Below are 22640 nucleotides of genomic sequence, written 5' to 3'. Positions count from 1 at the left end.
GCCATATGACAGGCCATCACTATCTCGGACCCGTCCTCGACGACAAGGACAGCAGTGTTTACGCGCTCAGGCTCTCCGCCGACGCACGCCCGACCCGCCCCGACGCCCCGTGGCACCCCAGCACGCCGGAGCGTTGACACCGGGCCGCAAAGAGCCAGGGCCTGCCCCAAGCCGTGATCAAGGTGCGCGGCGTCCCTCCGTGATCGGTTTGCGCCTGGTGGAAATCGGGCGTCGCGTGTGCGGAACCAACTGATGTGGAACCAACTGATGTGGAAAAGGAGTTGATCGGGCCATGGCGCGGGACACGCGGGACATCTCCGGCAAGGGATACCTCCTGGACAATCGGCAGGCCGAGGCGGGGGAGCGGTTCACCGCGCTGTCGGCGCTCTTCGATCCGTCGACATTCCGGCACTTCGAGACGGTCGGGGTCGACGAGGGGTGGCGGTGCTGGGAGGTCGGGGCCGGTGGGCCCACCGTGCCGGCCTGGCTGGCCGAGCGCGTCGGCCCGGCGGGGCACGTGGTGGCCACCGACATCGACACCTCCTGGATGCGGGAGACAGCAGACTTCGAGGTGCTGCGCCACGACGCGGCGGCCGAGGCGCCCCCGGCCGGGGGGCCGTTCGACCTGATCCACGCCCGCCTCGTACTGGTCCACGTCGCCGACCGCGACAAGGCCCTGCGGTCGATGGTCGAGGCGCTTCGCCCCGGCGGATGGCTGGTGCTTGAGGATGGCGACCCGGCGTTGCAGCCGCTGATCTACCCCGACGAGTACGGGCCCGACCAGGAACTGGCCAACAGGCTGCGCCGCGGCTGCCGTGAGCTGCTGCGGCAGCGCGGCGCGGATCTGGCGTACGGGCGCAAGCTGCCGCGGCTGCTGCGCGAGGCAGGGCTGGCCGACGTCGAAGCCGATGCCTACTTCCCGATCACCTCGCCTCAGTGCACCGTGCTGGAGGAGGCCACCGTCCGCCAGGTCCGCGCCAAGCTCGTTGCTGCGGGGTTGGCCACGGACGAGGAGATCGACCGCCACCTGGCCAACATCGCCGCGGGCGGCCTCGACCTGGGCACCGCGCCGATGATCTCCGCCTGGGGCCGCCGCCCGCGGGACTAGCACTCCTCCGACCACGACACCGCTACCGTCGACGCCCCGGACTTCCGCTATCGCCGGCCGAACAGATCGAGCGCGGCCATGAGGAGAGGGCGTCCGGTGGCCGAGCCACGCACCGGCCGTCCTGGTGTCGGTGTGACCATCACGCTCCTCCTACGCTCCTGCAGACCCGCGCCCCTGGCGATGCGGATTCCCAACCATTAACTTCGCCGGGTGATTTGGAAACCGTATCGTCGAAGAGATCCAGGTCGAAGGTGCCTTCGGCGGCCGCCGTCCGCAGCCGCGCGAGCGCGAGCGCGCGCCGCCGGTTTCCAGAACCTCGCGCAGGGCGGTGTTGACGGTCTACTTCTTGATGCTGGTGCCGCAGAGAATAGCGCTTACGGTGAGCCATCGTCCGGTCGACAATCGGGCAGCATGCGGATCTCGTCGCCCAGCTCGGGGGCCGAGATCTCATGACCCCGGGCGAAGCTCTTAAACACTGCAGGCCCGGTGCGGCGATCGAGCGAGGAGGGGTAGCAGATCTCCATTTGCTCGCATTGATCGCACAGGAGGCTGGCCACGAGGGGCGCCAGGGCGAGTGGACCCTCTGAACTCAGCACGTAGAACGTGTCGTTGGCGACAGGCTCAGCCCATGTGAAGGACTGACACTCGAAATCGGGGTGGTCCCCCGTTGCGCGCTGCATGACTACTTCAAAGGCTCGTGGTCTCGGCCGATAGCTGCACGAAATGGTGAGAAGCCACGGGGCGCCGCTGAGGAATTCGGCCCTTACCAGGGCCCGTTCGAGCTGCGGTCTGAACTCGACCATGCGTAGAGCGGATTCCTGCGGGCTCCGGGGCTTGTCGCCGTGCGATGTGCGGTTGCGTTCGTTCTGCAGGGCCCGGAGATCTGTGAGGATCCCCGGGGTCTCGCCGTCGTCCTGGAGAGCGTTCCGGAGGCCGGGAATCAGGTCGGGCTGGGTGTCGGCGATCGGTCCGAGGTGCTGGTCGAGCCAATTCGTCCACGTCCCGAACGTGGTGCGCTGGAGGCCGTTTCGCAGCGCAGCCAGCCCCCGCCGCGCTCGATCTCGCTGATCACTGTCGCCGGTGACGTGGCCATCGATCTGTCCTCGAAGCAGCGCTGCCCCGGTGACCGTGAGGGTGATGGCGAGAATCTCGGCGGCCTCGAGCATTGCCTCGTACTGGTCCTTCGGGGCGTGTGCCCGTTGGAGCGCTCGTACGGCGCGGGCGAGGGGGTGGGGCAACGATTCCCGGGAGGTCACGAGTGCTTGCGAGGAGCGCGGAGGTTGACGGCCGTCTTCCCGGTGCACGCTGCTGGTCGGCACAGTCGGCACAGTCGGCGCTGTCTGGGGAGTCGGCACGGGGGTAACCGGGGGTTGTGGGGCGAGCTTGGAGGACGGCGCCGGCCCACCAGGCCGAGGCGGCCGTACGGTTGCTGGTCCAGCGCTTTGGGCCAGCACCCGTGGCACCGCTCTGGGTGGCTCCTCCTGTCGCTGCCTCCGCCATCGGCGGAAGAGCAGCCGCAGCCAAGCTGGGAATATGCCGAACAGCGCGATGAACACGACGATGGCGAGGAGGGTGTCCAGCCATGTCGGTAGAGAGCTCGGTTCATTACTGTTCGGAATCGAGGCGGCCGCGAGAAGCCCCCAGCCGATGGTCATCCAGAACGCCCAGTCCCGGTACACGGGGCTGTCAAACAGTCCGAGCACCGCGTTGCGCCGCTTCGGCGGAACCGAAGGCGGAGGCGACGAGGGGCCTCGGGCGCCATTGTCCATACAGCTATGGTGCCTCCGGGTGTCGTCCGAAAAACAGCGGCGTAACACTCAGTTGATGCTTCGGAAGCCTTGCGTGACAGGACGGGTCCGAAGGGCCAAAGCGGTCGAGGGGCCACAGGATTGAGACTCCGGGAGCCTCGGTTCCGTACCGAAACCCGTGCCTCGCGGGGCGGCCGCGCTGCGGGATTCCTCTTGCCGGGTGCGGAGGCGTCCAGCGGTTCCTCGTTCGAGGTGCCATGGCAAGTCGCAGAGCAATGGCTGTGCCGCGGCAGCGCGGGCGCACGTCGACGCGTCACTGTTGTGCAGGCGCCCCGGCGCCAGGTCGGAGAACGTCGAGGGCCCCACCGCGAACGTGGGGGCCCTTCGGTTGCCCTGGCGGGCGAGTGCGGAGGATGCGAGATTCGAACTCGTGAGGGGTTGCCCCCAACACGCTTTCCAAGTGTTCGTCTGGGGTGCGGAGTGTGCGACGGCGTTCTGACCTGCGGTGGAGCCTCGAGTCGGTGTCCGCCCCGGCGATCTTGTCTTGGTCGTTGTCCGAGGCACCGCAGGCGCTGAGCAGCAGGGCGGTGGAGGCCGTGAGCGCGGCAGCAACCAGCCGGGTCGAGCGGCTCACTGTTGTCTCCGGTGGGGTGAGGGTTAACCAGAGCGAAGCAACGCTATCTGTGACCATCAGGTGACAAGGAGATCGGGTCTGAACTAGGGCCGAGACGCACCGCGTCCACCCGGGCCTGGACGAATACGCCCTCGCGTGGAGGAACGCTGTCGGCAACCGGGGCGGGCGAGGCGTGCAGAGTGGCTGGTGACGCGGACGATGCCCGCTCCCCAGCGGCGCGGATTCTCCGCAGATTCTCCCCAGGGCTTTGAAGTGCACCCGTACGGGCATTCGCTAGTGCGAATTTAGCGGCCGGAGTGGACTGCCCCCTACAGCCAATCCCGCCGCTTGAAGATGAAGTACAGACTCACGCACACCACAGCCATCAGCAGGATCGCGAACGGATACCCGGCTGCCCACTTCAGCTCGGGCATCGTCTCGAAGTTCATGCCGTAGATGGTTCCCACCAGTGTGGGTGCAAACAGGATCGCCGCCCAAGAAGAGATCTTCTTGATCTCCTCGTTCTGCTCGAACCCCGCCTCCGCCAGCGCCCGCATCTCCGCGTTCTGCTGCTGCGTCACCAGCGTCGCGTTGACCGTGAGGATGTCGGTCAGGGCCTGGCGGAAGCCGTCGACTCGTTCGCTGGTGTGGGTGACGTGGTCGGCCACGTCGCGCAGGTAGCGCTGGAGTTCCTCGTCGGTGCCGTACTTGGCGAAGCCTGCCATCAGGGCGTGCAGCATGGAGACCAGGGGGCGGGTGGCGCGCTGGAACTCGACCATTTCGCGGGAGAGTTCGTAGATGCGGCGGGACGCCTTGGGGTCGCCGCCGAAGACGTCGGTCTCGATTTCGTCGATGTCGTTCTGGACGCCGGCCACGACCGGGGCGTAGCCGTCCACGACCGCGTCCAGGATCGCGTAGAGGACTGCTTCGGGGCCGAGCTTGAGGAGGTCGGGGGTCTCCTCCATGCGGCGGCGGACCGCCGAGAGGTCGGGGGCCGCGCCGTGCCGGACCGTGATGACGAAGTCGGGGCCCACGAAGACGTGGAGTTCGCCGAAGTCGACCTCCTCGGGGGCGTCCAGGTAGCGGGCCGCGCGCAGGACCACGAAGAGCGTCTCGCCGTACCGCTCCAGCTTCGGGCGCTGGTGGGCCTCCATCGCGTCCTCGACGGCGAGTTCATGGAGGTCGAACTCGGCCGCCAGGGTGAGGAGTTCGGCCTCGGTGGGGCGGGCGAGGCCGATCCAGGCCATGCCGTCCTGCTGCTCGCGCAGTTCGCGGAAGGTGTCGGAGAGGGAAGCGGGCGTCGCGACGCGGACACCGTCCCGGTAGAGCGCCGCCTCCACCACGCTCGCGGCGTCCGGTGCTGTCGCATCCGTCGGGGCGGCGGGCGTGACATCGCCGGGGTTTCCGTTCCCGGTCGCCGGCGCCGCATCGCCCTGGGTGGCGCGCCGCCAGCCGTGCTTTCTGGTGGTCGGTGCGGGCCGGGCGCGGCGCTCCGCCATGCTGGGTGCCTCCCATGTCGAACGTATGTCTAGATGGCCACGGAGCAGGATATACGGCTCAAAAGGCCCGGGTGTGGCGACGACGCGGCCGACTTGCGGACCGCCGGTGTCCGCAAGGGCCGCTAGCGTGCGGAACATGACGAAGATGAAGACGAGGGCGAGGGCGAGGGTGAGTTCGGGTTCGAGTTCGGGTTCGGGATCGGGTTCGATGACGGCGGCGTCCTCCGGGGGCGTTGCCCCGGTCCTTGGGACGCGTGCGCTCAACCGGGCCACGCTCGAGCGGCAGCTCCTCCTGCGCCGCTCGGCCGATCTGTCCGCCAAGGACGCCGTGGCCCATCTCCTCGGCCTGCAGGCGCAGAACGTCAAGCCGCCCTACTACGCCCTCGCGGCACGCCTGGAGGACTTCGATCCGCTGGAGCTGTCCGCGCTCATGGAGGCGCGGGAGGCGGTCCGCATCGTCACCATGCGTTCCACCATCCATCTGCACACCGCGGAGGACGCCCTCGCGCTGCGGCCGATGATGCAGCCCGCGCTCGAACGCGAGATGGCGACGGTGTTCCGGAAGGGGCTCGTCGGCGTCGACCTGGAGGAGCTGGCCGTGCTCGCCCGCGAGGCCGTCGAGGCGGAGCCCCGCACGATGAAGCAGCTGCGCGAGGTGCTGCTCGTCCGGTGGCCCGACGCCGATCCGCAGTCCCTGGCGGTCGCCGCCCGGTGTGTGCTGCCGCTCGTCCAGGTCACTCCCCGCGGGCTGTGGCGGCGCAGCGGCCAGGTCGCGCTCACCACGCTCGACCACTGGCTCGGCGGCGGTGCGGGGGAGCGGCGGCCGGTGCGGGGCGGCGCGTCGGGGTCCGCATTGGACGCCACCATGGACGCCACCGTCCTGCGCTATCTCGCCGCCTTCGGGCCCGCCTCCGTCAAGGACATGCAGACCTGGGCCCGGCTCACCCGCCTCCGGGAGGTCTTCGAGCGGCTCCGGCCTGAGCTGCGTACGTTCCGTGACGAGAACGGGGTCGAGCTGTTCGACCTGCCCGACGCGCCGCGCCCCGACGCGGACACACCGGCTCCGCCGCGGTTCCTTCCCGAGTTCGACAACCTCCTGCTCTCGCACGCGGACCGGGCCCGGGTCGTACCCGCCGAGTACAAGGGGCGGGCCTGGAAGGGGAACTTTGCGTACTGCGTCTTCCTGCTCGACGGGTTTCTCGCTGGGGTGTGGCGGTGGGAGGAGGACGCGAAGGGCGGGGGCGGCGTGCTGACCATCGAGCCGTTCGGGCGGGTGAGCCGGGCTGGGCGGGAGGAGCTGGTGGAGGAGGGGGAGCGGATGCTGGGGGTGCTCGCCGGGGCGGCGGCGTCTTCTTTTGACGTTCGATTCGGGAACGTCATCGAGGGCTGAGGCGCGGGCTTCGCTTCTTTCCCCGACCCCGCCGACCCCGCCGACCCCGCCGACCCCGCCGACCCCGCCCCTTCCCGGCTGTGACATGTGCGGCTCCGCCGCGTGAGGAGGCAAGCCCCCGGACCCCCATCGTGGCGCTCGGTCCCGGGGCTCCGCCCAAGCCCCGCTCCTCAAATGCCGGAGGGGCTAAGTGCACATCACGGCAGCAGCCCCGCCCGCCGCGCCGCCACCACCGCCTCCAACCGCGTATGCGCGCCCAGCTTCCGCATGGCCGCCCGCAGGTACCCCTTGACCGTCTCCGGGCGCAGCCCAAGCCGCTCCGCCGTCTTCGCGTTCGTCAGGCCGCCGGCCACGCACGTCAGGACGTCCACCTCACGAGGGGCGAGGGACACGTCGGGTTCGGGGACGGGGGCCGCCGCCGTGGCCAAGCGGCCGCATGCCGCCAGGAGTTCCTCGCGCAGCGCCGGATCCAGGACGCGGGGGGCCAGGCCGCGCAGCGCGCTGTGGGCCTCGCGTACCTGTTCCCAGGCGGCGGGCCCGGCCACCGGTTCCCGCGCCGTCACCAGGAGTTGGCGCACCTCGTCGCGTACGACGTCGCGTACGACAAGGGCCTGCTCCACGTCCCGCGCCGCGGCCACCGCCGCCGACAGCGTCCGGTCGCCCAGCGGCTGGGCGGTACGCAGGGCGCCGTACAGCACGTCCCGCACCCGGCGGCGCACCACCACCGGCACCGCGAGGACCGAGCGCAGCCCCTCCGCGGCGACGGCACCGTCGTACTCATGGCTGATGTGCCGCGAATCGTGGTAGTCCGTGACCGCGCACGGACGCGAGAGCGCGACCGCCTTGCCGCCGAGACCGTTGCCCGCGGTCACCGCGAGCCCGCGCAGCGCACGCGTCGCCGTGCCGCTCAGCTCGCCGATCCGCACCTGACGCTGCCCTTCGAGGAGCCCGCCGAAGGCCACCGGCAGGCCCGTGCCCCGCCGCAGCCGCAGCAGAGCGGACCGCATCTCCACCGCATCGCCGCCGTCAGCCGTCACGCGTGTCGCCCCTTCACCGCACGGACACCCCCGTCCGGGGGTAGTGAGACCCGCAGCACGAATTACACGATGCTAAGTGGCGTCCGGCAATGAGCCCGGCAAAGGTGCGGGGCAGCGGACCGGCGACGAGGGAGAGCGCAATGACGACGACGGGCACCGGCGGCACGGAACAGTTCCGCACCGCTCGGGACTTCCTGCTGCGGCATCGTGAGGACTACGCCGCCGCCTACGAGGGCTTCACCTGGCCGCGGCCCGAGCGGTTCAACTGGGCGCTCGACTGGTTCGACGTCATCGCCCGCGGCAACGACAGGACCGCCCTGCACATCGTCGAGGAGGACGGGACGGAGACCCGAGTCTCCTTCGCTGCGATGTCCGACCGCTCCGGCCGCGTCGCCAACTGGCTGCGCGCGCAAGGCGTCCGCGCCGGCCACCGCGTGGTCGTGATGCTCGGCAACCAGGTCGAACTGTGGGAGATCGCCCTCGCCGCGATGAAGCTGCGCGCGATCGTCATCCCGGCGACCCCGCTGCTCGGCCCCATCGACCTGCGCGACCGCATCGACCGCGGCCGCGCCCGGCACGTCATCGTGCGGCCCGAGGACACGGCCAAGTTCGATGACGTGCCCGGCGACTACACGCGCATCGTGGTCGGCGGCGACAGCCCCGGCTGGATCTCGTACGACGATGCCGAAGACGACGCACCCGAAGCCGCCTTCGAGCCCGACGGCGTCACCCACGCAGACGACCCACTGATGCTCTACTTCACCTCGGGCACGACGGCCCGCCCCAAGCTGGTCGAGCACAACCATGTCTCGTACCCCATCGGCCATTTGGCGACCATGTACTGGATCGGCCTCAAGCCCGGCGACGTACATCTCAACATCTCCTCGCCGGGCTGGGCCAAGCACGCCTGGTCCAACCTCTTCGCCCCGTGGAACGCCGAGGCGACGGTCTTCATCCACAACTACACCCGCTTCGACGCCGCACGGCTGATGTCCGAGATGGACCGCGCGGGCGTGACGTCCTTCTGCGCCCCGCCGACCGTGTGGCGCATGCTCATCCAGGCGGACCTGACCCAGCTGCGCACCCCGCCGCGCGAGGTCGTCGCGGCGGGCGAGCCGCTCAACCCCGAGGTCATCGAGCAGGTCCGGCGCGACTGGGGAGTCACCATCCGGGACGGCTTCGGGCAGACGGAAACGGCCGTACAGGTCGCCAACTCGCCCGGCCAGAAGCTGAAGCCGGGCTCCATGGGCCGGCCGACGCCCGGCTTCGCCGTCGAACTCCTCGACCCGGTCACCGGCAAACCCGGCGCGCGGGAGGGCGAGATCTCCCTCGACCTGGCCAAAAGGCCGGTCGGCCTGATGGTCGGCTACAACGGCGACCCCGAGCGCACCGCCGAGGCCATGGAGGGCGGCTACTACCGCACGGGCGACATCGGCTCGCGCGACGACGACGGCTACATCACGTATGTGGGGCGCGCCGACGACGTCTTCAAGGCCTCCGACTACAAGATCTCGCCGTTCGAGCTGGAGAGCGCGCTCCTTGAGCACGAGGCGGTCGCGGAGGCCGCGGTCGTGCCCGCGCCGGACGCGGTGCGGCTCGCTGTCCCGAAGGCGTACGTCGTGCTGGCGAAGGGCTGGGCGCCGGGCGAGGAAACGGCGGAGGCGATCTTCCAGTACACCCGGTCGGTGCTGGCTCCCTACAAGCGCATCCGGCGCATCGAGTTCACGGAGGGGCTGCCCAAGACCATCTCCGGCAAGATCCGGCGAGTTGATCTGCGGGAGCGGACGGCGGAAGGGTCGGCGGACGAGTGGATGGAGCGCGGCAAGCGCTGAGTTCGTGCCAGAGCGGGGTCCTCAAACTCCCATTTCACTTTTGGGCCGGGCTCCCGCTGGCGCGTGGGCGTGCGGCATGCCCGAGGGCGCGTGGCGTGCCCGAGGGCGCGCTGGAACTGGGCGATTGCACCGTGGGCGCCACTCCCGCAAAACCCGGCTCATCGAGGAGATCCCCGATGTCGCCCAGGCTTGGCGCCTCGGGCAGGCCGTGAACAACGAGATCGACGACATCTGCTCCCACGCAGCCCACGAGATCAACATCCGAACGCGGTAACGCGGTAACGCGGTAACGCAGTACCGCCTCCGGCCAGGCCTGGCCGGAGGCGGTACTGCGTGGTGCCGTGGAGGTCCGCGTCGTCGCCGACCGGCACGACCTGTCGCGTGCGGATCAGTCGAGAACGCTGCCGTTGCCGGGGCGGCTGCCGCGGGTGCGGCGGTTGTCCAGGAGGACGAACGTGCGGTGCAGCCAGCGGTCCCGGCCGTCGTAGCGCGGAGTGAAGGCCGAACGCCCGTGGATGGCGATGCGGTTGTCCACGAACACCATCTCGCCGGAGCGCAGCGGGACCGACGTCGAGGCTTCGACGAACGCGTCCCGCAGTCGCTCCAGGGCCGCCGCGGCCTCCGCGTCGACGGCGGCGGTGGCATTGAAGTCCACCTTGACGTTGGGGTCTTCGGGGTCTCCCGTGAGCACCGCGTGGGCGACGGCCGAGTCCCCCGACCGGAAGGACGGCGGCGGCACGGTGGTGAAGCGTTCCTGGTGCAGCACCTCGCGGGTCGCGGGGGCGAGCAGGCGCAGCGTGCGTCGGAACGACGAGACGAGGGTGCCGGCCGCGTTGTCGGGGTCTCCGCGCAGGCACAACAGGCCCACGAAGTCGGGGCGGTGCGGGTGGAAGGCGTTCTCGACGTGCAGCTCCAGCGGTGTGGAGCCCGCGTTGCTCTGTGACGACTCGCGGCCCGGGACCGGCACCACGTTCTGCACGAGGGCGCCCGACTTCTCGTTGCGGTAGGCGGCGATCTCGCCGAGCTCCGCCGCGATCAGTACGGCGACGGCGGCCGGGACCGTGGCCTCCCGCTCCACCGACTCCGGAACCGTCGGCGTCGTGGGCAGCACCTCCGGGTCCACCGGCAGGTTGCGCAGCAGGAGGGTGCCGTCCTCGCCGGGGTCGTGCCGGTAGGCCCGTATGACCTGGCGCAGCCTCGGCGGCAGGTGGGCGGAGAGTTCCCGGGCCGCGGCCACCCACTTGGCGTCGTCGATCAGCTCCGGAGTGGTGGTGGCCAACTGCCGTGCCACGGCGTCGAATTCATGGCGCTCGGGGTCGGTCAGGGTCAGCGAGAGCGGTGCGTCGGCGTCGGCGTCGGACCGGACCGCCCCGGGATCGGGGGTCGCGATGGACATGCGTCTCCTTCGGGCCTGTGCTTGCGGGGTGCGTCGCCCGACGGGGCCTCGGCGGCCGTTCGGGCGTGCGGGAGTGTGCGTACAGGAGCGTGCGTACGGGAGCGGGCAGTCAGCTGGACATGGCCACAAGGACCCGGCGGCTGCCGGTGAACGAGCGGCGGCCGTGGCCGACCAGCACGTTGTCGATCAGCAGCAGGTCACCGGCGTGCCAGTCGACGTCGACGGCGGCGGCCAGGCCGCGGTCGCGCACCTGCAGCACGTACGCGTCGGGGATCGGACTGCCGTCGGCGAAGCTGACGGACTGCGGCAGTTCGTCGGCGGGCAGCACCCGGGCCAGTGCGGCCGCGTCCTCGCCGAGCGCCGCCGGGTGCCACTGGTCGGACTGGTTGAACCAGACCTCCTCGCCGGTCACCGGGTGACGCAGCGTGGCCGGGCGGTTCTGGGTGACGCGCAGGGCGTCGCCGGGGAGCCACGTCCAGTTCGAGGCGGTCGTGGAGAGGAACTCCTCGACCGCGTCGCGGTCCCCGGTCTCGAAGGTCTCCTGCCAGCTCTTGCCGAGGCCGCGGCCCCCGTGCAGGTTCTGCGTGTAGCGCACCCCGCCGGCGAACGCCTCGCGCACCTCGTCGTCCAGCGACGCGAGCCACAGCGCGCCGTTCACCACGGGGGTGGCGCCGCCGGTTTCCGGGGCGGTGTGGCAGAAGAACAGCAGCCGGGACGGCCAACGGTGCGCGTACGAAAGCTCGTTGTGCATCGAGATGACGAATTCCGGCGGATATTCCGTCGACGTGTAGACGTTCCGTCCGACCTTGGTGCGCGGGGAATTCCCGTGCACATAGGCCGCCCGGTCGGGCAGCAGGCGGTCCATGACGGTGTCGAGTTCGTCGGGGTCGACGCCGAAGCCCCGGAACACCAACGCCCGTTCCTCGGTGAGTCGTTCGGCGAGGTCGGGAAGAGCGTCGAGATACGCGGCGAGCCCTGCGGCGCCAGGTTTCGCGCCCACGCTCGCCGGGGTGATCTCCAGTGGTTTCCAGTTCCGGTGGTCCGGCATCCCGGCCTTCCCTTCTGCGCCCCCGCCGAGGCGTGTGGAATGCGATTCGCCGGACAGCTTGCGGAGCGTTTCTATACCGGCTCTACATGCCGGGGCGGCCCGATATAGAAGCCCTATAGCGCCAGTTCACAGACTCCCGAACGCCGATACGAGCAGATACGACACGTTCGAAACCCAACCGATCAGGGAGCGACATGGCCGAGCAGAACACCGACGCGCAGACCTACCTCGTCGTCCTCAACGATGAGGAGCAGTACTCCATCTGGTGGGCCGAGCGGGAGCTTCCTGCGGGCTGGCACGCCGAGGGCACCCGCGGCACCAAGGAGGAGTGCCTCGCGCACATCGGCGAGATCTGGACCGACATGCGCCCGCTCAGCCTGCGTCGCCGCATGGCGGAGGCGGCGGGCTGACCGCAGAGGCCCGCGCGGAAGCGGAGGCCCGGGGCTGAGCGGAGGCGCCCGCCCCGCTCCCCCTCCCCGCCCCGCGCGCTCGCACTCACCCCGACACCGGGCTTCCCAGCCCTCTCGTCCGGCCCGCACCTCACTCCGCCCACCCACCGCACACGACCCCACGGGGAGCACTTGTGGCACGTCAGTCGCCCCTCCACCTTCTCTTCTCGGACCTGGCAGCCCAGGCCCCGGACCGGACCGCCCTCGTCGACGGCGACGGCGGGCGCGGGATCGGTTACGCGGAGCTCGACGCGGAGGCCAATCGGCTGGCGCACCTGTTGTGCGCGGCCGGTGTGGGCCGGGGATCACTCGTCGCCGTGCACCTGCCGCCCTCCGCGGACCTGCCGACGGCACTGCTCGCGGTCTGGCGGGCGGGCGCGGCGGTCCTGCCGCTGCCGGCCGACGTGCCGGAGGAGGGGCTGCGGGCGCTGCGCCGGTACGCCGAGCCGGCGGCCGTCCTGACCCATGGCAACGCGGCGGTCGCCCTGCGCGCCGGAGCCGGACCGGCTCCGGTGATCGACCTCGACGCCGAGCGCGACACCCTGCGTTCCCAGGCGGCCACCCCGCCCGCGGTCACCGTCGAGGACGGCGATCTGGCCTGGGGAGTCCAACTGGCCGACAACGGCCAGTATCTGATGGTGGATCACACAGCCGTCGCACACCACGTCCGCTGGACCACCCGCCGCTTCGGTGTGACCGACGCGGACCGTGTGCTGTGCACGCCCTCCGGCCTCGCCTCCTACTGGCCGCTGTTCACCGCCCTCACCACCGGTGCGACCGTGGTGACGGCCACGGCGAAGGCCCCCCTCGCCCACACGGTCGCCGCCCACGGCGTCACCGTCATGCCGGTCGCCGCCTCCGGTCTCGACGCCGCCGCGGCAGAGGGCGACTGGGCCGCCTGCGGCGCCCTGCGCCTTGTCCTCGCCGCAGGAAGCCCCGCCGGTCCCGCCGCCACCGCTGTCGTCACCGCGGCCGGCGCGCAGGCCTGGCAGGTGTACGGCCCCGACGGCGGTGCGCTCGCCGTCACCGCGTGCCCTGTGGAAGGCGGGTCCGGCGATGCCGCGGCCGCCGCATCCCTCGGACGGCCGGTCGACAAGGTGCGCGTGCTCGTGCTCGACGCGTACGGAGACCCGGTACCCCCCGGCGTTCCGGGCGAGCTGCATGTCGCCGGTTCCGCGGTGGCTCGCGGGATCCTCGGCGACCCGCTCGCCACGGCCGAGCGGCTGCGGCCCGCCCCCTTCGGGGCGCCGGGCTCGCGCATGTACCGGACGGGCGACGAGGTCCGCTGGCGCGCGGACGGCGCCGTGGAGCTCCTCGGCCGGGTCTCCGACGGCGCACAGGCGCCCGCCGCCTTCGCCGCCGAACTTCCCGGGCGGCCGGTCCACGCGGCCCCGGTCACCGCCGCCGAACGCGCCGTCTGCCAGACGTGGTCGGAGCTGCTCGGCATCGCCGACATCGGCCTCGACGACAACTTCTTCCAGCTCGGCGGACACTCCCTCGTCCTCACCCAGCTCGCCGAAATGCTGCACAGGACCACCGGCCGCCAAGTGGTGCTCGCCGACCTCTTCGCCGCGGTCACGGTCCGCGAGCAGGCCGCGCTCGTCGACTCCGCGGCCGCCGTCGAACCCGCCGTCACCCCCGTTCCCCGCGACGGGGAACTCCCGCTGTCCTTCGGCCAGCGCCGGCTGTGGTTCATGGACACGATGCACCCCAAGAGCCCGGAGTGGACGGCACCCCTCTTCATCCGGCTCTCCCCGGACATCTCCGCCGACACCGTCCGCCGCGCGCTCGACATCCTCGGCGAGCGGCACGAGGCGCTGCGCACCCGTTACGCCTCCCGAGGCGGTGAACCCGTACAGATCGTCGAGCCGTACACGCCGGTCGAGCTGCGGGTCGTGGACGGTGTGCGCGACGACCTCCTCCCCGTCTACGCCGAGCAGTTCGAGGCGGGCTTCGACCTGGCGGGCGGTCAGGTCTGGCGGGCACTGCTCGGCCGGGCCCCCGGCGAGGACCAGCTGCTCCTTGTCACCATCCACCACATCGCCTGCGACGGCTGGACCTCGGCCGTCCTGGAGGACGAGTTCCGCACCCTGTGCCGCACCCTGCACGCCGGTGAGCGGCCCGCGTTGCCCGAACTTCCGGTGCAGTACGCGGACTTCGCGGCCTGGCAGCAGCAATGGCGCACCACCGAGCGGCTCGCCGACGACCTGGACTTCTGGCGCCGCACGCTCGACGGCATGGCCCCGCTCGAACTGCCCACCGACCACCCGCGCCCCCCGGAGCGCGACCCGCACGGCTCCGTCGTCACCTTCAGCATCCCGCAGCCCCTCGTCGACGCCGCGACCGCGCTCGGCCGCCGCAACGAGGCCACGCCGTTCATGACGCTGCTTACGGTCTTCGGCACCCTGCTCGCCCGGCACACCGGGCAGTGGGACGTCGTCGTCGGCGCCCCCGTCGCCGGCCGCACCCGGCCCGAACTGCGCCCCATGGTCGGCTTCTTCCTCAACTCCCTCGTCCTGCGCTGCCCCCTGGAGGCCGGACAGTCCTTCCAGGACGCCCTCGGCCGGGTGCGCGGCGCCTGCCTGGACGCCTTCGCCCACCAGGAAGTGCCGTTCGAGCACCTCGTCGAGGAACTGCGCCCCGAACGCGACCTGTCCCGCACCCCGCTCTACCAGGTCGCCTTCAACATGCACGACGAGCAGCTCACCGGCGGCATGCCCGACCGCACCGACCTCGACTACCTGCGCGGCGCCCGCCAGGTCTCCAAGACCGACCTGACCCTCTACGTACGGCGCGAGGCCGACGGCACCTGGACCGGCGCCCTCGAATACGCCACCGCCCTGTTCGAGCACGCCACCATCGAGCGCTTCGCGGACCACTTCGTACGCCTCCTGGCCTCCGTGACCGCCGCCCCCGCCACCCCGCTCGCCGAGGCGGACATCCTGCCCGACGCCGAGCGCGCGCGGCTCCTCGGGGAGTGGAACGCGACCGCGGAGGAGTTCCCCGCCGGCACGGTCCTCGACCGGATCGAGGCCATGGCCACCGCCCGCCCGGACGCCCCGGCCGTCCTCGCCGCCGACGCACGGCTGACGTACGGCGAACTCGACGCGTACGCCAACCGCATCGCCCACCATCTCGCCGCGCAGGGCGCGGGACCGGAGACCGTCGTCGGCGTCTGCCTCGACCGCGGTCCCGACCTGGTCGCCGCCCTCCTCGCCGTGTGGAAGACGGGCGCCGCCTACGTCCCGCTCGACGCGGCCAACCCCGCCGAGCGCCTGCGCCACGTCCTCACCGACAGCGGGGCCGCGCTGCTGCTCACCGACTCCGCCCTCGCGCACGCAACCGACGGCTTCACCGGCACCCGTGTCCTCCTGGACCAAGAGCGCGCGGCGGTCGCGCAACGCCCCGCCGACGCCCCGCCGCGGAGCGGCGACCCGGACGCCCTCGCCTACGTCATCTACACCTCCGGCTCGACCGGCACCCCCAAGGGCGTGATGGTCACCCACGGCGGTCTGGCCAACCATCTCGGCTGGGCGGCAAGGGAGTTGACGTCCGGCAGCGACGGCGGAGCGCCCCTGTTCTCCTCCGTCGCCTTCGACCTGCCCGCCACGAACCTGTATGTGCCGCTGATGACCGGCGGCCCCGTGCATGTCCTGCCCGCCGATCTGGACCTCGCGGACCTCGGCAGGGCGTTGGACGCCGCCGGACCGTTCGACTTCGTCAAGCTCACCCCCGGCCATCTGGACCTGCTCGCCCACCAGCTCGACGCCGGACAGACGGCCCGCCTCGCGAGGACCGTCCTCGTCGCGGGGGAGGCGCTCTCCGCCAGGACCGCCAACCACTGGCTGACCGCCCTCGGCGCCCATCGGCTGATCAACGAGTACGGCCCCACCGAGGCGTCGATCGGCTCCACCGCCCACCCGGTCACCGAGCCCTACGACGGCCCGGTCCCGCTCGGCGGCCCCCTGCCGAACACCACCGCCCACGTCCTGGACCCAGCAGGGCACCCCCTCCCCGTCGGCGTCGCGGGCGAGCTGCACGTCGGCGGGCACGGCGTGGCCCGCGGCTACCTGGCCCGCCCGGCACTGACCGCGGAACGCTTCGTGCCCGACCCGTTCGGCCCGGCAGGCTCCCGCCTCTACCGCACCGGCGACCTCGCCCGCCGCCTCCCGGACGGCAGCATCGAATTCCTCGGCCGGATCGACGACCAGGTCAAGCTGCGCGGCTACCGGATCGAACTCGGCGAGATCCGTGCCCAGTTGACGGACCTTCCCGGTGTCCTTGACGCCGTCGTCGTGCTGCGCGACGACGACGCGGGCGAAAAGTCCCTGGCCGCCTACCTCGTCCCGGACGGCCCTGCCGACCCCGACCTGACGGCCGTACGCGAAGGGCTCGCGGCCGTGCTCCCCGAGTACATGCTGCCGACCGCCTACGCCGTCGTCCCGGCGATCCCGCTCACCTCCAACGGCAAGGTCGACCACCGTGCCCTGCCCGTCCTCGACCTGGTAAGGGGCGCCTACCGGGCGCCGTCCACGCCGACCGAGGAACGCATCGCCGAGATCTGGGGCGAGATCCTCGGCCTGGAGCGGATCGGCGTACACGACGACTTCTTCGCACTGGGCGGACACTCCATCCTCGCCATCCGGATGACCTCCCGCCTCCAGGACGCCTTCGACGTCGACCTGACCATCCGGACGGTCTTCGAGCAGCCCACCGTCGGTGGCCTCGCCCAGGCGATCGAGGAGCGGATCAGGGCCGAGATCGACCAGCTGACCGATTCCGAACTCGCCTGACCACGCGAGCCCGTTGACTCACCGCCCGACGAACCGGGCCCAGTGACATACCCGTTGAGGAGCGGAAAGACCATGAGCATCGGCGACGCGCCGTCCACGAACGACCGGGAAGCGACCGCACTGCGGGAGGAGCTGCTGCGGAGCAGGCTGGCCGGCCGGCGGGGCGGACGCCGGGCCCCGATCCCGCGCGTCCCGCGGGATCGGGAGCTGCCGCTGTCGTTCGGACAGCAGCAGCTGTGGTTCCTCCACCGCATGGACCCCACGAGCACCGAGTACGCCGTACCGCTCGCGATGCGGCTGCACGGCGCCCTCGACCCCGAGGCGCTGCGGGCCGCCCTGACCCGGATCGTCGAGCGGCACGAGATCCTGCGCACCCGCTACACGCTGGCCGGGCGGGAGCCGGTCCAGGTCGTGGACGAACCAGGCGCCGTCGAGCTGCCCGTCGCCGACCTCACGGACGCCAGTGCCGCCGAGGCCCACGCCCGCGCCGAGGCCGACGCCGGCCGCCCCTTCGACCTGGAAGGGGAGTGGCCGGTCCGGGCCCGCCTCTACCGGCTCGGTGACGACGAGCACCTGCTCGTCGTCACCTTCCACCACATCGCCTGCGACGCCTGGTCGATGGGCGTCTTCGCCCAGGAACTCGGCGCCTTCTACACCGCGTACAGCACCGGCACGCCCCACACCGCGGACCCGCTGCCCGTGCAGTACGCGGACTACGCGGCCTGGCAGCGCGGCGAGCTCACCGGGGCAGCCCTGGAAGGCCATCTCGCGTACTGGCGCGAGCAGTTGGCCGACCTGCCCGTCCTCGAGCTGCCCACCGACCGGCCGCGCCCCGCACGCCGGGACCCGCACGGCGACGCCGTCGCCTTCAGCGTCCCCGCCGACCTCGCCCGGCGCGTCAGCGAGGTGGCCCGCACCCACGGCGTCACGCGCTTCACCGTCCTGCTCACCGCCTACCAGCTCATGCTGGCCCGCCACACCGGCGCCACCGACATCCCGGTCGGCGTGACCGTGTCCGGCCGGAGCCGCCCCGAGCTGCAGCAGCTCATCGGCTACGGCATCAACGTGCTTGTGGCCCGCGCCCGTTGGTCCGGCGACCCCACGTTCGCCGAGCTCCTCGCCGCAGGACGCACCACGGTCCTCGACGCTTTCGACCACCAGGCCGTGCCGTTCGCCACCCTCGTGGACGAACTCCAGCCGGAGCGCGACCTGTCCCGCACCCCGCTCTACCAGGCGGACTTCATCCTGCGCGAGCGACAGGCCCCCGACCTCGCGCTGCCCGGCCTGACGGTGACGCCCGAGACGGGCCACCGCACCGCCAAGACCGACCTCACCCTCGACGTCGCCGACGCCGCGGACGGCCCGCTCGACGCCCATCTGCTCTTCGCCACCGCCCTGTTCGACCGCTCCACCGCCGACCGCATGGCAGGCCACTACCTCCGCCTCCTGGACGGCCTCACCGCAGCGCCCGACGCCCGGATCTCCACCGCCGAGATGCTGTCCGACGGCGAACGCGCGGCCCTGGGCGCATGGGCGGCGGGCGAGAGCATCGACCGTGGCGACGCGGGCACCGTGGACCTGTTCACCCGGCAGGCCGCGGCCACCCCCGACGCGGTGGCGGTCAGGGCGGGCGACAGCGAGCTGACCTACCGTCAAGTCGAGGAGCGGGCCAATCAGATGGCCCACTACCTGCTGGAGAACGGCGTCGGACCCGACACCCTCGTCGGCGTCTGCCTGGACCGCGACGTCCATCTGGTGCCCGCGCTCCTCGGCATCTGGAAGGCCTCCGCCGCCTACCTCCCCCTCGACCCGAGCGTCCCCAGTGAACGCCTCGGCTACATGCTCACCGACACCCGCGCCGAACTCGTCCTCACCACCGGCGCCCACCTGCCCACGCTGTCCGCCGTCCACCACGGCACCCTCACCGTCCTGGACCAGGACGCCTGGCTCATCGACGAGCAGCCCACCACGCCTCCCGCCACCTCCCCCGACCCGCGCCAACTGGCCTACGTCATCTACACCTCGGGCTCCACCGGCCGCCCCAAGGGCGTGATGATCCACCACCGTGGCCTGGCCAACTACCTCTCCTGGACCGTGGGTTCCTACGCCGCCCAGGGCACCGGCGGCGCCCCGCTGTTCTCCTCCATCGCCTTCGACCTCGGCATCCCCGACCTCTTCACCCCCCTCATCACCGGCCAGCCGGTCACCCTGCTGCCCACCGACCTCGACACGGCCGCCCTCGGCAGCACGCTCGCCGCCCACGCCCCCTTCAGCTTCATCAAGCTCACCCCCGGCCACCTCGACCTGCTCACCCACCAGCTCACCCCCGCCCAGGCCAGGGACCTCGCAGGCCTCGTCATCGCCGCAGGCGACAGCTTCACCACCGACCTGGTCGCCCGCTGGCGCGCCCTCGCCGGACCGCAGGGCACCCGGCTCGCCACCGAGTACGGCCCGACGGAGATCACCATCGGCAACTCCGGCCAGCCGATCGACACGCTCCCCGACGGTGAACTGATCCCGCTCGGCGACCCCATCCCCAACTCCGCGATGTACGTCCTCACCGACGACCTCAGGCCCGCCCCCACCGGCGTTGCCGGCGAGGTCTACATCGCCGGCGACGGACTGGCCCGCGGCTACCTCGGCCGCCCCGACCTGACCGCCGAGAAGTTCCTCCCCGACCCGTTCGGCCCGGCAGGCTCCCGCATCTACCGCACCGGTGACCTGGGCCGCCGCCTGTCCGACGGCTCCCTCGACTTCCTGGGCCGCATCGACAACCAGGTCAAGCTGCGCGGCTACCGCATCGAGCTGGGCGAGATCGAGGCCCGCCTGCGGCAGCACCCCACCGTCGCGGAGGCCATCGCCGCCGTACGGCGCACGACGCACGGCGTGGAGCGCCTGGTCGCCTACGTCGTCACGGCCGACGGCGCCGACCCCGACCAGCACTCCCTGCGCGCCCACCTGTCGGCCGCCCTGCCCGACTACATGGTCCCCACGGTCTACGTCCCCATCGACGCCGTCCCCCTGACCCGCAACGGCAAGGTCGACCACCGCGCGCTCGCCGCCCTCGACCAGGTCTCCCCCGCCGAAAACCGTGGCACGGCACCGCGCACACCGGCCGAGGAACACCTCGCCCGCGTCTGGGCCGACGTCCTCGGCCTGGACGAACTCGGCGTCGATGACAGCTTCTTCGAACTCGGCGGCGACTCCATCGCGGCCGTACGCCTCGTGGGCGCCCTGCGCGAGGCCGGCCACGACGTCACTGTCCGCGACGTCTTCGAACACCGAACGGTCGCCGACCTCGCCCTGCTCCTGGGCGGCCAGGAGACGGAGGGCTCCGGCTCGCTGGTGTCACTCGTGTCACGGGTGGCGCCGTTCGCGCTGATCGACGCGGCGGACCGTGCCCTGCTCCCGGCGGACGTGGTGGACGCCTACCCGCTGTCGCAGATCCAGACCGGCATGCTCGTCGAGATGCTGGCCGCGGGCCCCGGCACGAAGGACGTCTACCACAACGTCAACTCCTTCCGCGTCCCCGACGAGCAGCCGTTCTCGCCGGAGGCCTTCCGGGCCGCCGTGGACACGGTCGTCGCCCGCCATGACGTCCTGCGCACGTCGATGCACCTGTCCGGCCACTCCCAGCCGCTGCAACTCGTCCATGCCGAGGCGCGCATCGGCGTCGAGATCCACGACGTACGGACCGCCGGCGCCCCGGAGCGGGAACAGGCCGTCGCCACGTACGTACGGCGTGAACGCGACCGCCACTTCGACCTGACCACCGCCCCGCTGCTGCGGCTCGGCGTACACATCGAGTCCGAAACCGGCTGGTGCCTGACGCTCAGCCACTGCCACGCGGTGACGGAGGGCTGGACCCTCAACACGCTCCTTGTGGAGCTCCTCGACTGCTACCGGCAGCTGCGGGACGGCGGTGAGGCACCGGAGTACGAGGCGCCCTCCGTGCGGTACGCGGACTTCGTCGCGGCCGAACTGGAGTCGGTGGCGAGCGAGGACGACCGGGCCTTCTGGCGGGCGGTGACGGAAGCGCATGCGCCGTTGCGGCTGCCGGAGGTGTGGGGCGATCCGACGGGGAGCGGCGCGCAGCGGGTCGGTCACCAGGTCCCGTTCGTGGATCTGGAAGGTCCGCTGCGGGAGCTGGCGCGTACGGCAGGCACCTCGCTGAAGAGCGTGCTGCTTGCGGCGCATCTGAAGGTCCTGTCGGCGCTGACGCCGGACGAGGCCTTCCACGCGGGTGTTGTCTTCCACGGCCGTCTGGAGGCGCCGGGCGCTGACCGGGTGCTGGGCATGCACCTCAACACCCTGCCGTTCCCTGCGACTCGGCCCTCCTCTGGCAGCTGGCTGGAGCTGGTGGGGCGGGTCCACGCCCAGGAGACGGAGATCTGGGCCCACCGCCGCTACCCGCTTCCCGAGATCCAGCGCGACTGCGGCATCGGCGACCGGCTCGTCTCCGTGCTCTTCGAGCACCAGGACTTCCGCCCGGCCGGTGCGGAGACGTACGGCAGCGGTGCGTCCTGGGACGTCGGCGGCAACGAGTTCACGCTGAACGTGGTGGCTGCTGACGGGGCCGTTCAGCTGGGCTCCACGACGGATGTGATCAGCGGGGAGAACCTGCGGCGGCTGGGGTCGATGTACCGGTCGGTGCTTGAGGCGATGGCGGTGGACCCGGATGGGGACGCAGGGGGCGCGTGTCTGCCCGAGGGGGAGTTCGAGGAGGCCTCGGACTTCACCGAGTGGGGTGGCCGTGTGGGTGCGCTGGAGTTGTTCGCGGGGCAGGTGGCGGATCGGGCCGGTGAGGCTGCCGTCGTCTGTGGTGAACAGCGCGTCAGCTACCGGGAGTTGGAGGAGCGGTCGAGTCGGCTGGCTCGGCATCTGCGGGGTGCGGGTGTGGTGCCCGGCGGTGTGGTGGGTCTGTCGCTGGGGCGGACGCCGGATGTGTTGGTGAGCATGTTGGCGGTGTGGAAGCTGGGTGCCGCCTATCTGCCGATCGACCCTGCGCTGCCCGCTGAGCGTGCCGCGTACATGGCCGAGGATGCCGGTGCGGTCCTGGTGCTCACGGACGACTACCTTGCCGCGCACCGGGCGGACATCGATGCTCTGCCCGCTGCGTTCGAGTCCGTTGCCGCGGATCCCGAGCAGGTGGCCTACGTCCTGTACACGTCCGGTTCGACCGGGCGGCCCAAGGGTGTCGTCATCAGCCACCGCGCCCTGCACAACCTCCTGGCCTCGCTGCGGGATCATCTCGGGGCCGATCAGACGGGTGTCTGGCTGGCGTCGACGTCGATCTCGTTCGACATTTCGGGCCTTGAGCTGCACCTGCCCCTCATTACGGGCGGGCGTGTGGTCCTGGCCGGTGATACCGAGGTCAAGGACGCCACCGCGCTGCGGGGGCTCGCGGAAGCGCATGGTGTGACCCATGTGCAGGCGACGCCTTCGGGCTGGCGCCTGCTGTTGGCGGCCGGGTTCAGTGATCGGTCGGTGGTGGCGTTGACCGGTGGTGAACCCATCGACGCCGAGCTGGCTCAGGAACTCGCCTCGCACGTAGGCCGGTTGGTGAATGTGTACGGTCCGACGGAGACCACGATCTGGTCGTCCATCTGGGACGTGCCGGAATCCGTCGCGCAGGTCTCGATCGGTGGTCCGCTCGCCAACACCCAGTTGTACGTGCTGGATTCGCGGGGGCGGCCGGTGCCGTCGGGCGTCGTTGGTGAGTTGTGC

12 protein-coding genes and 1 pseudogene (1 of these 13 only partly in view) are annotated in these 22640 nt (G+C 71.4%); 7 read left to right on the top strand and 6 right to left on the bottom strand.

All coding sequences use genetic code 11. The features are described from left to right. Positions 1-5: 5 nt before the first annotated feature. Both AB0G47_RS07140 and AB0G47_RS07135 read left to right on the top strand, forming a co-directional pair. Positions 6-137, top strand: a complete 132-nt coding sequence (locus AB0G47_RS07140) for a hypothetical protein (RefSeq protein WP_360765168.1) — start codon at positions 6-8, stop codon at positions 135-137. A 155-nt stretch (positions 138-292) separates the two neighbouring features. After that, positions 293-1108, top strand: coding sequence for a methyltransferase domain-containing protein (locus tag AB0G47_RS07135; protein ID WP_360764905.1), 816 nt, complete (start codon positions 293-295; stop codon positions 1106-1108). 50 nt (positions 1109-1158) lie between these two features. Here AB0G47_RS07135 and AB0G47_RS07130 read toward each other — a convergent pair. The 3 genes and pseudogenes from AB0G47_RS07130 to AB0G47_RS07120 all read right to left on the bottom strand — a co-directional run. Beyond that, positions 1159-1248, bottom strand: a pseudogene (locus AB0G47_RS07130) (transcriptional regulator); the annotation flags it as partial. Between the two features lie 234 nt (positions 1249-1482). After that, the gene (locus tag AB0G47_RS07125) at positions 1483-2274 is read right to left on the bottom strand and encodes a hypothetical protein (protein ID WP_360764902.1); all 792 of its coding nucleotides are present in this window, start codon (positions 2272-2274) and stop codon (positions 1483-1485) included. 1524 nt (positions 2275-3798) lie between these two features. Continuing rightward, positions 3799-4968, bottom strand: a complete 1170-nt coding sequence (locus tag AB0G47_RS07120; RefSeq protein WP_360765158.1) for a magnesium and cobalt transport protein CorA — start codon at positions 4966-4968, stop codon at positions 3799-3801. 208 nt (positions 4969-5176) lie between these two features. Between AB0G47_RS07120 and AB0G47_RS07115 the strand changes: the two genes are divergently transcribed. Then, on the top strand, positions 5177-6358 hold the full coding sequence (locus AB0G47_RS07115) for a winged helix DNA-binding domain-containing protein (protein ID WP_360764899.1): 1182 nt from the start codon (positions 5177-5179) through the stop codon (positions 6356-6358). Between the two features lie 197 nt (positions 6359-6555). Here the strand turns inward: AB0G47_RS07115 and AB0G47_RS07110 are convergent, their stop codons facing one another. Further along, complete coding sequence (locus tag AB0G47_RS07110) at positions 6556-7365, bottom strand: LuxR C-terminal-related transcriptional regulator (RefSeq protein ID WP_360765156.1); 810 nt, start codon at positions 7363-7365, stop codon at positions 6556-6558. 170 nt (positions 7366-7535) lie between these two features. Here AB0G47_RS07110 and AB0G47_RS07105 point away from each other — a divergent pair, with 170 nt between their 5' ends. Next, on the top strand, positions 7536-9227 hold the full coding sequence (locus AB0G47_RS07105; protein ID WP_360764897.1) for an AMP-binding protein: 1692 nt from the start codon (positions 7536-7538) through the stop codon (positions 9225-9227). Positions 9228-9615: 388 nt separating this feature from the next. Here the strand turns inward: AB0G47_RS07105 and AB0G47_RS07100 are convergent, their stop codons facing one another. Continuing rightward, entirely contained in the window at positions 9616-10623 is a 1008-nt protein-coding gene (locus AB0G47_RS07100; RefSeq protein WP_360764894.1) for a TauD/TfdA family dioxygenase, read from the bottom strand. 109 nt (positions 10624-10732) lie between these two features. Next, positions 10733-11671, bottom strand: a complete 939-nt coding sequence (locus AB0G47_RS07095) for a TauD/TfdA family dioxygenase (protein ID WP_360764891.1) — start codon at positions 11669-11671, stop codon at positions 10733-10735. Between the two features lie 194 nt (positions 11672-11865). Between AB0G47_RS07095 and AB0G47_RS07090 the strand changes: the two genes are divergently transcribed. From AB0G47_RS07090 to AB0G47_RS07080, 3 genes are all read left to right on the top strand, one after another. Next, complete coding sequence (locus AB0G47_RS07090; RefSeq protein WP_160507932.1) at positions 11866-12081, top strand: MbtH family NRPS accessory protein; 216 nt, start codon at positions 11866-11868, stop codon at positions 12079-12081. 173 nt (positions 12082-12254) lie between these two features. Continuing rightward, complete coding sequence (locus tag AB0G47_RS07085; RefSeq protein ID WP_360764888.1) at positions 12255-16913, top strand: amino acid adenylation domain-containing protein; 4659 nt, start codon at positions 12255-12257, stop codon at positions 16911-16913. A gap of 72 nt (positions 16914-16985) precedes the next feature. Further along, positions 16986-22640: the 5' portion of a non-ribosomal peptide synthase/polyketide synthase gene (locus AB0G47_RS07080; RefSeq protein ID WP_360764886.1), read on the top strand. It continues 25254 nt past the right edge of the window; 5655 of the gene's 30909 nt are visible here — the first part of the coding sequence; the start codon lies at positions 16986-16988; its stop codon lies beyond the right edge, outside the window.

It is taken from the genome of Streptomyces sp. NPDC021622 (assembly GCF_040640795.1).
Taxonomy (GTDB): Bacteria; Actinomycetota; Actinomycetes; order Streptomycetales; family Streptomycetaceae; genus Streptomyces.
Note: the sequence above shows the minus strand (reverse complement) of the source record. Positions and strands in the feature narration are given on the sequence as shown.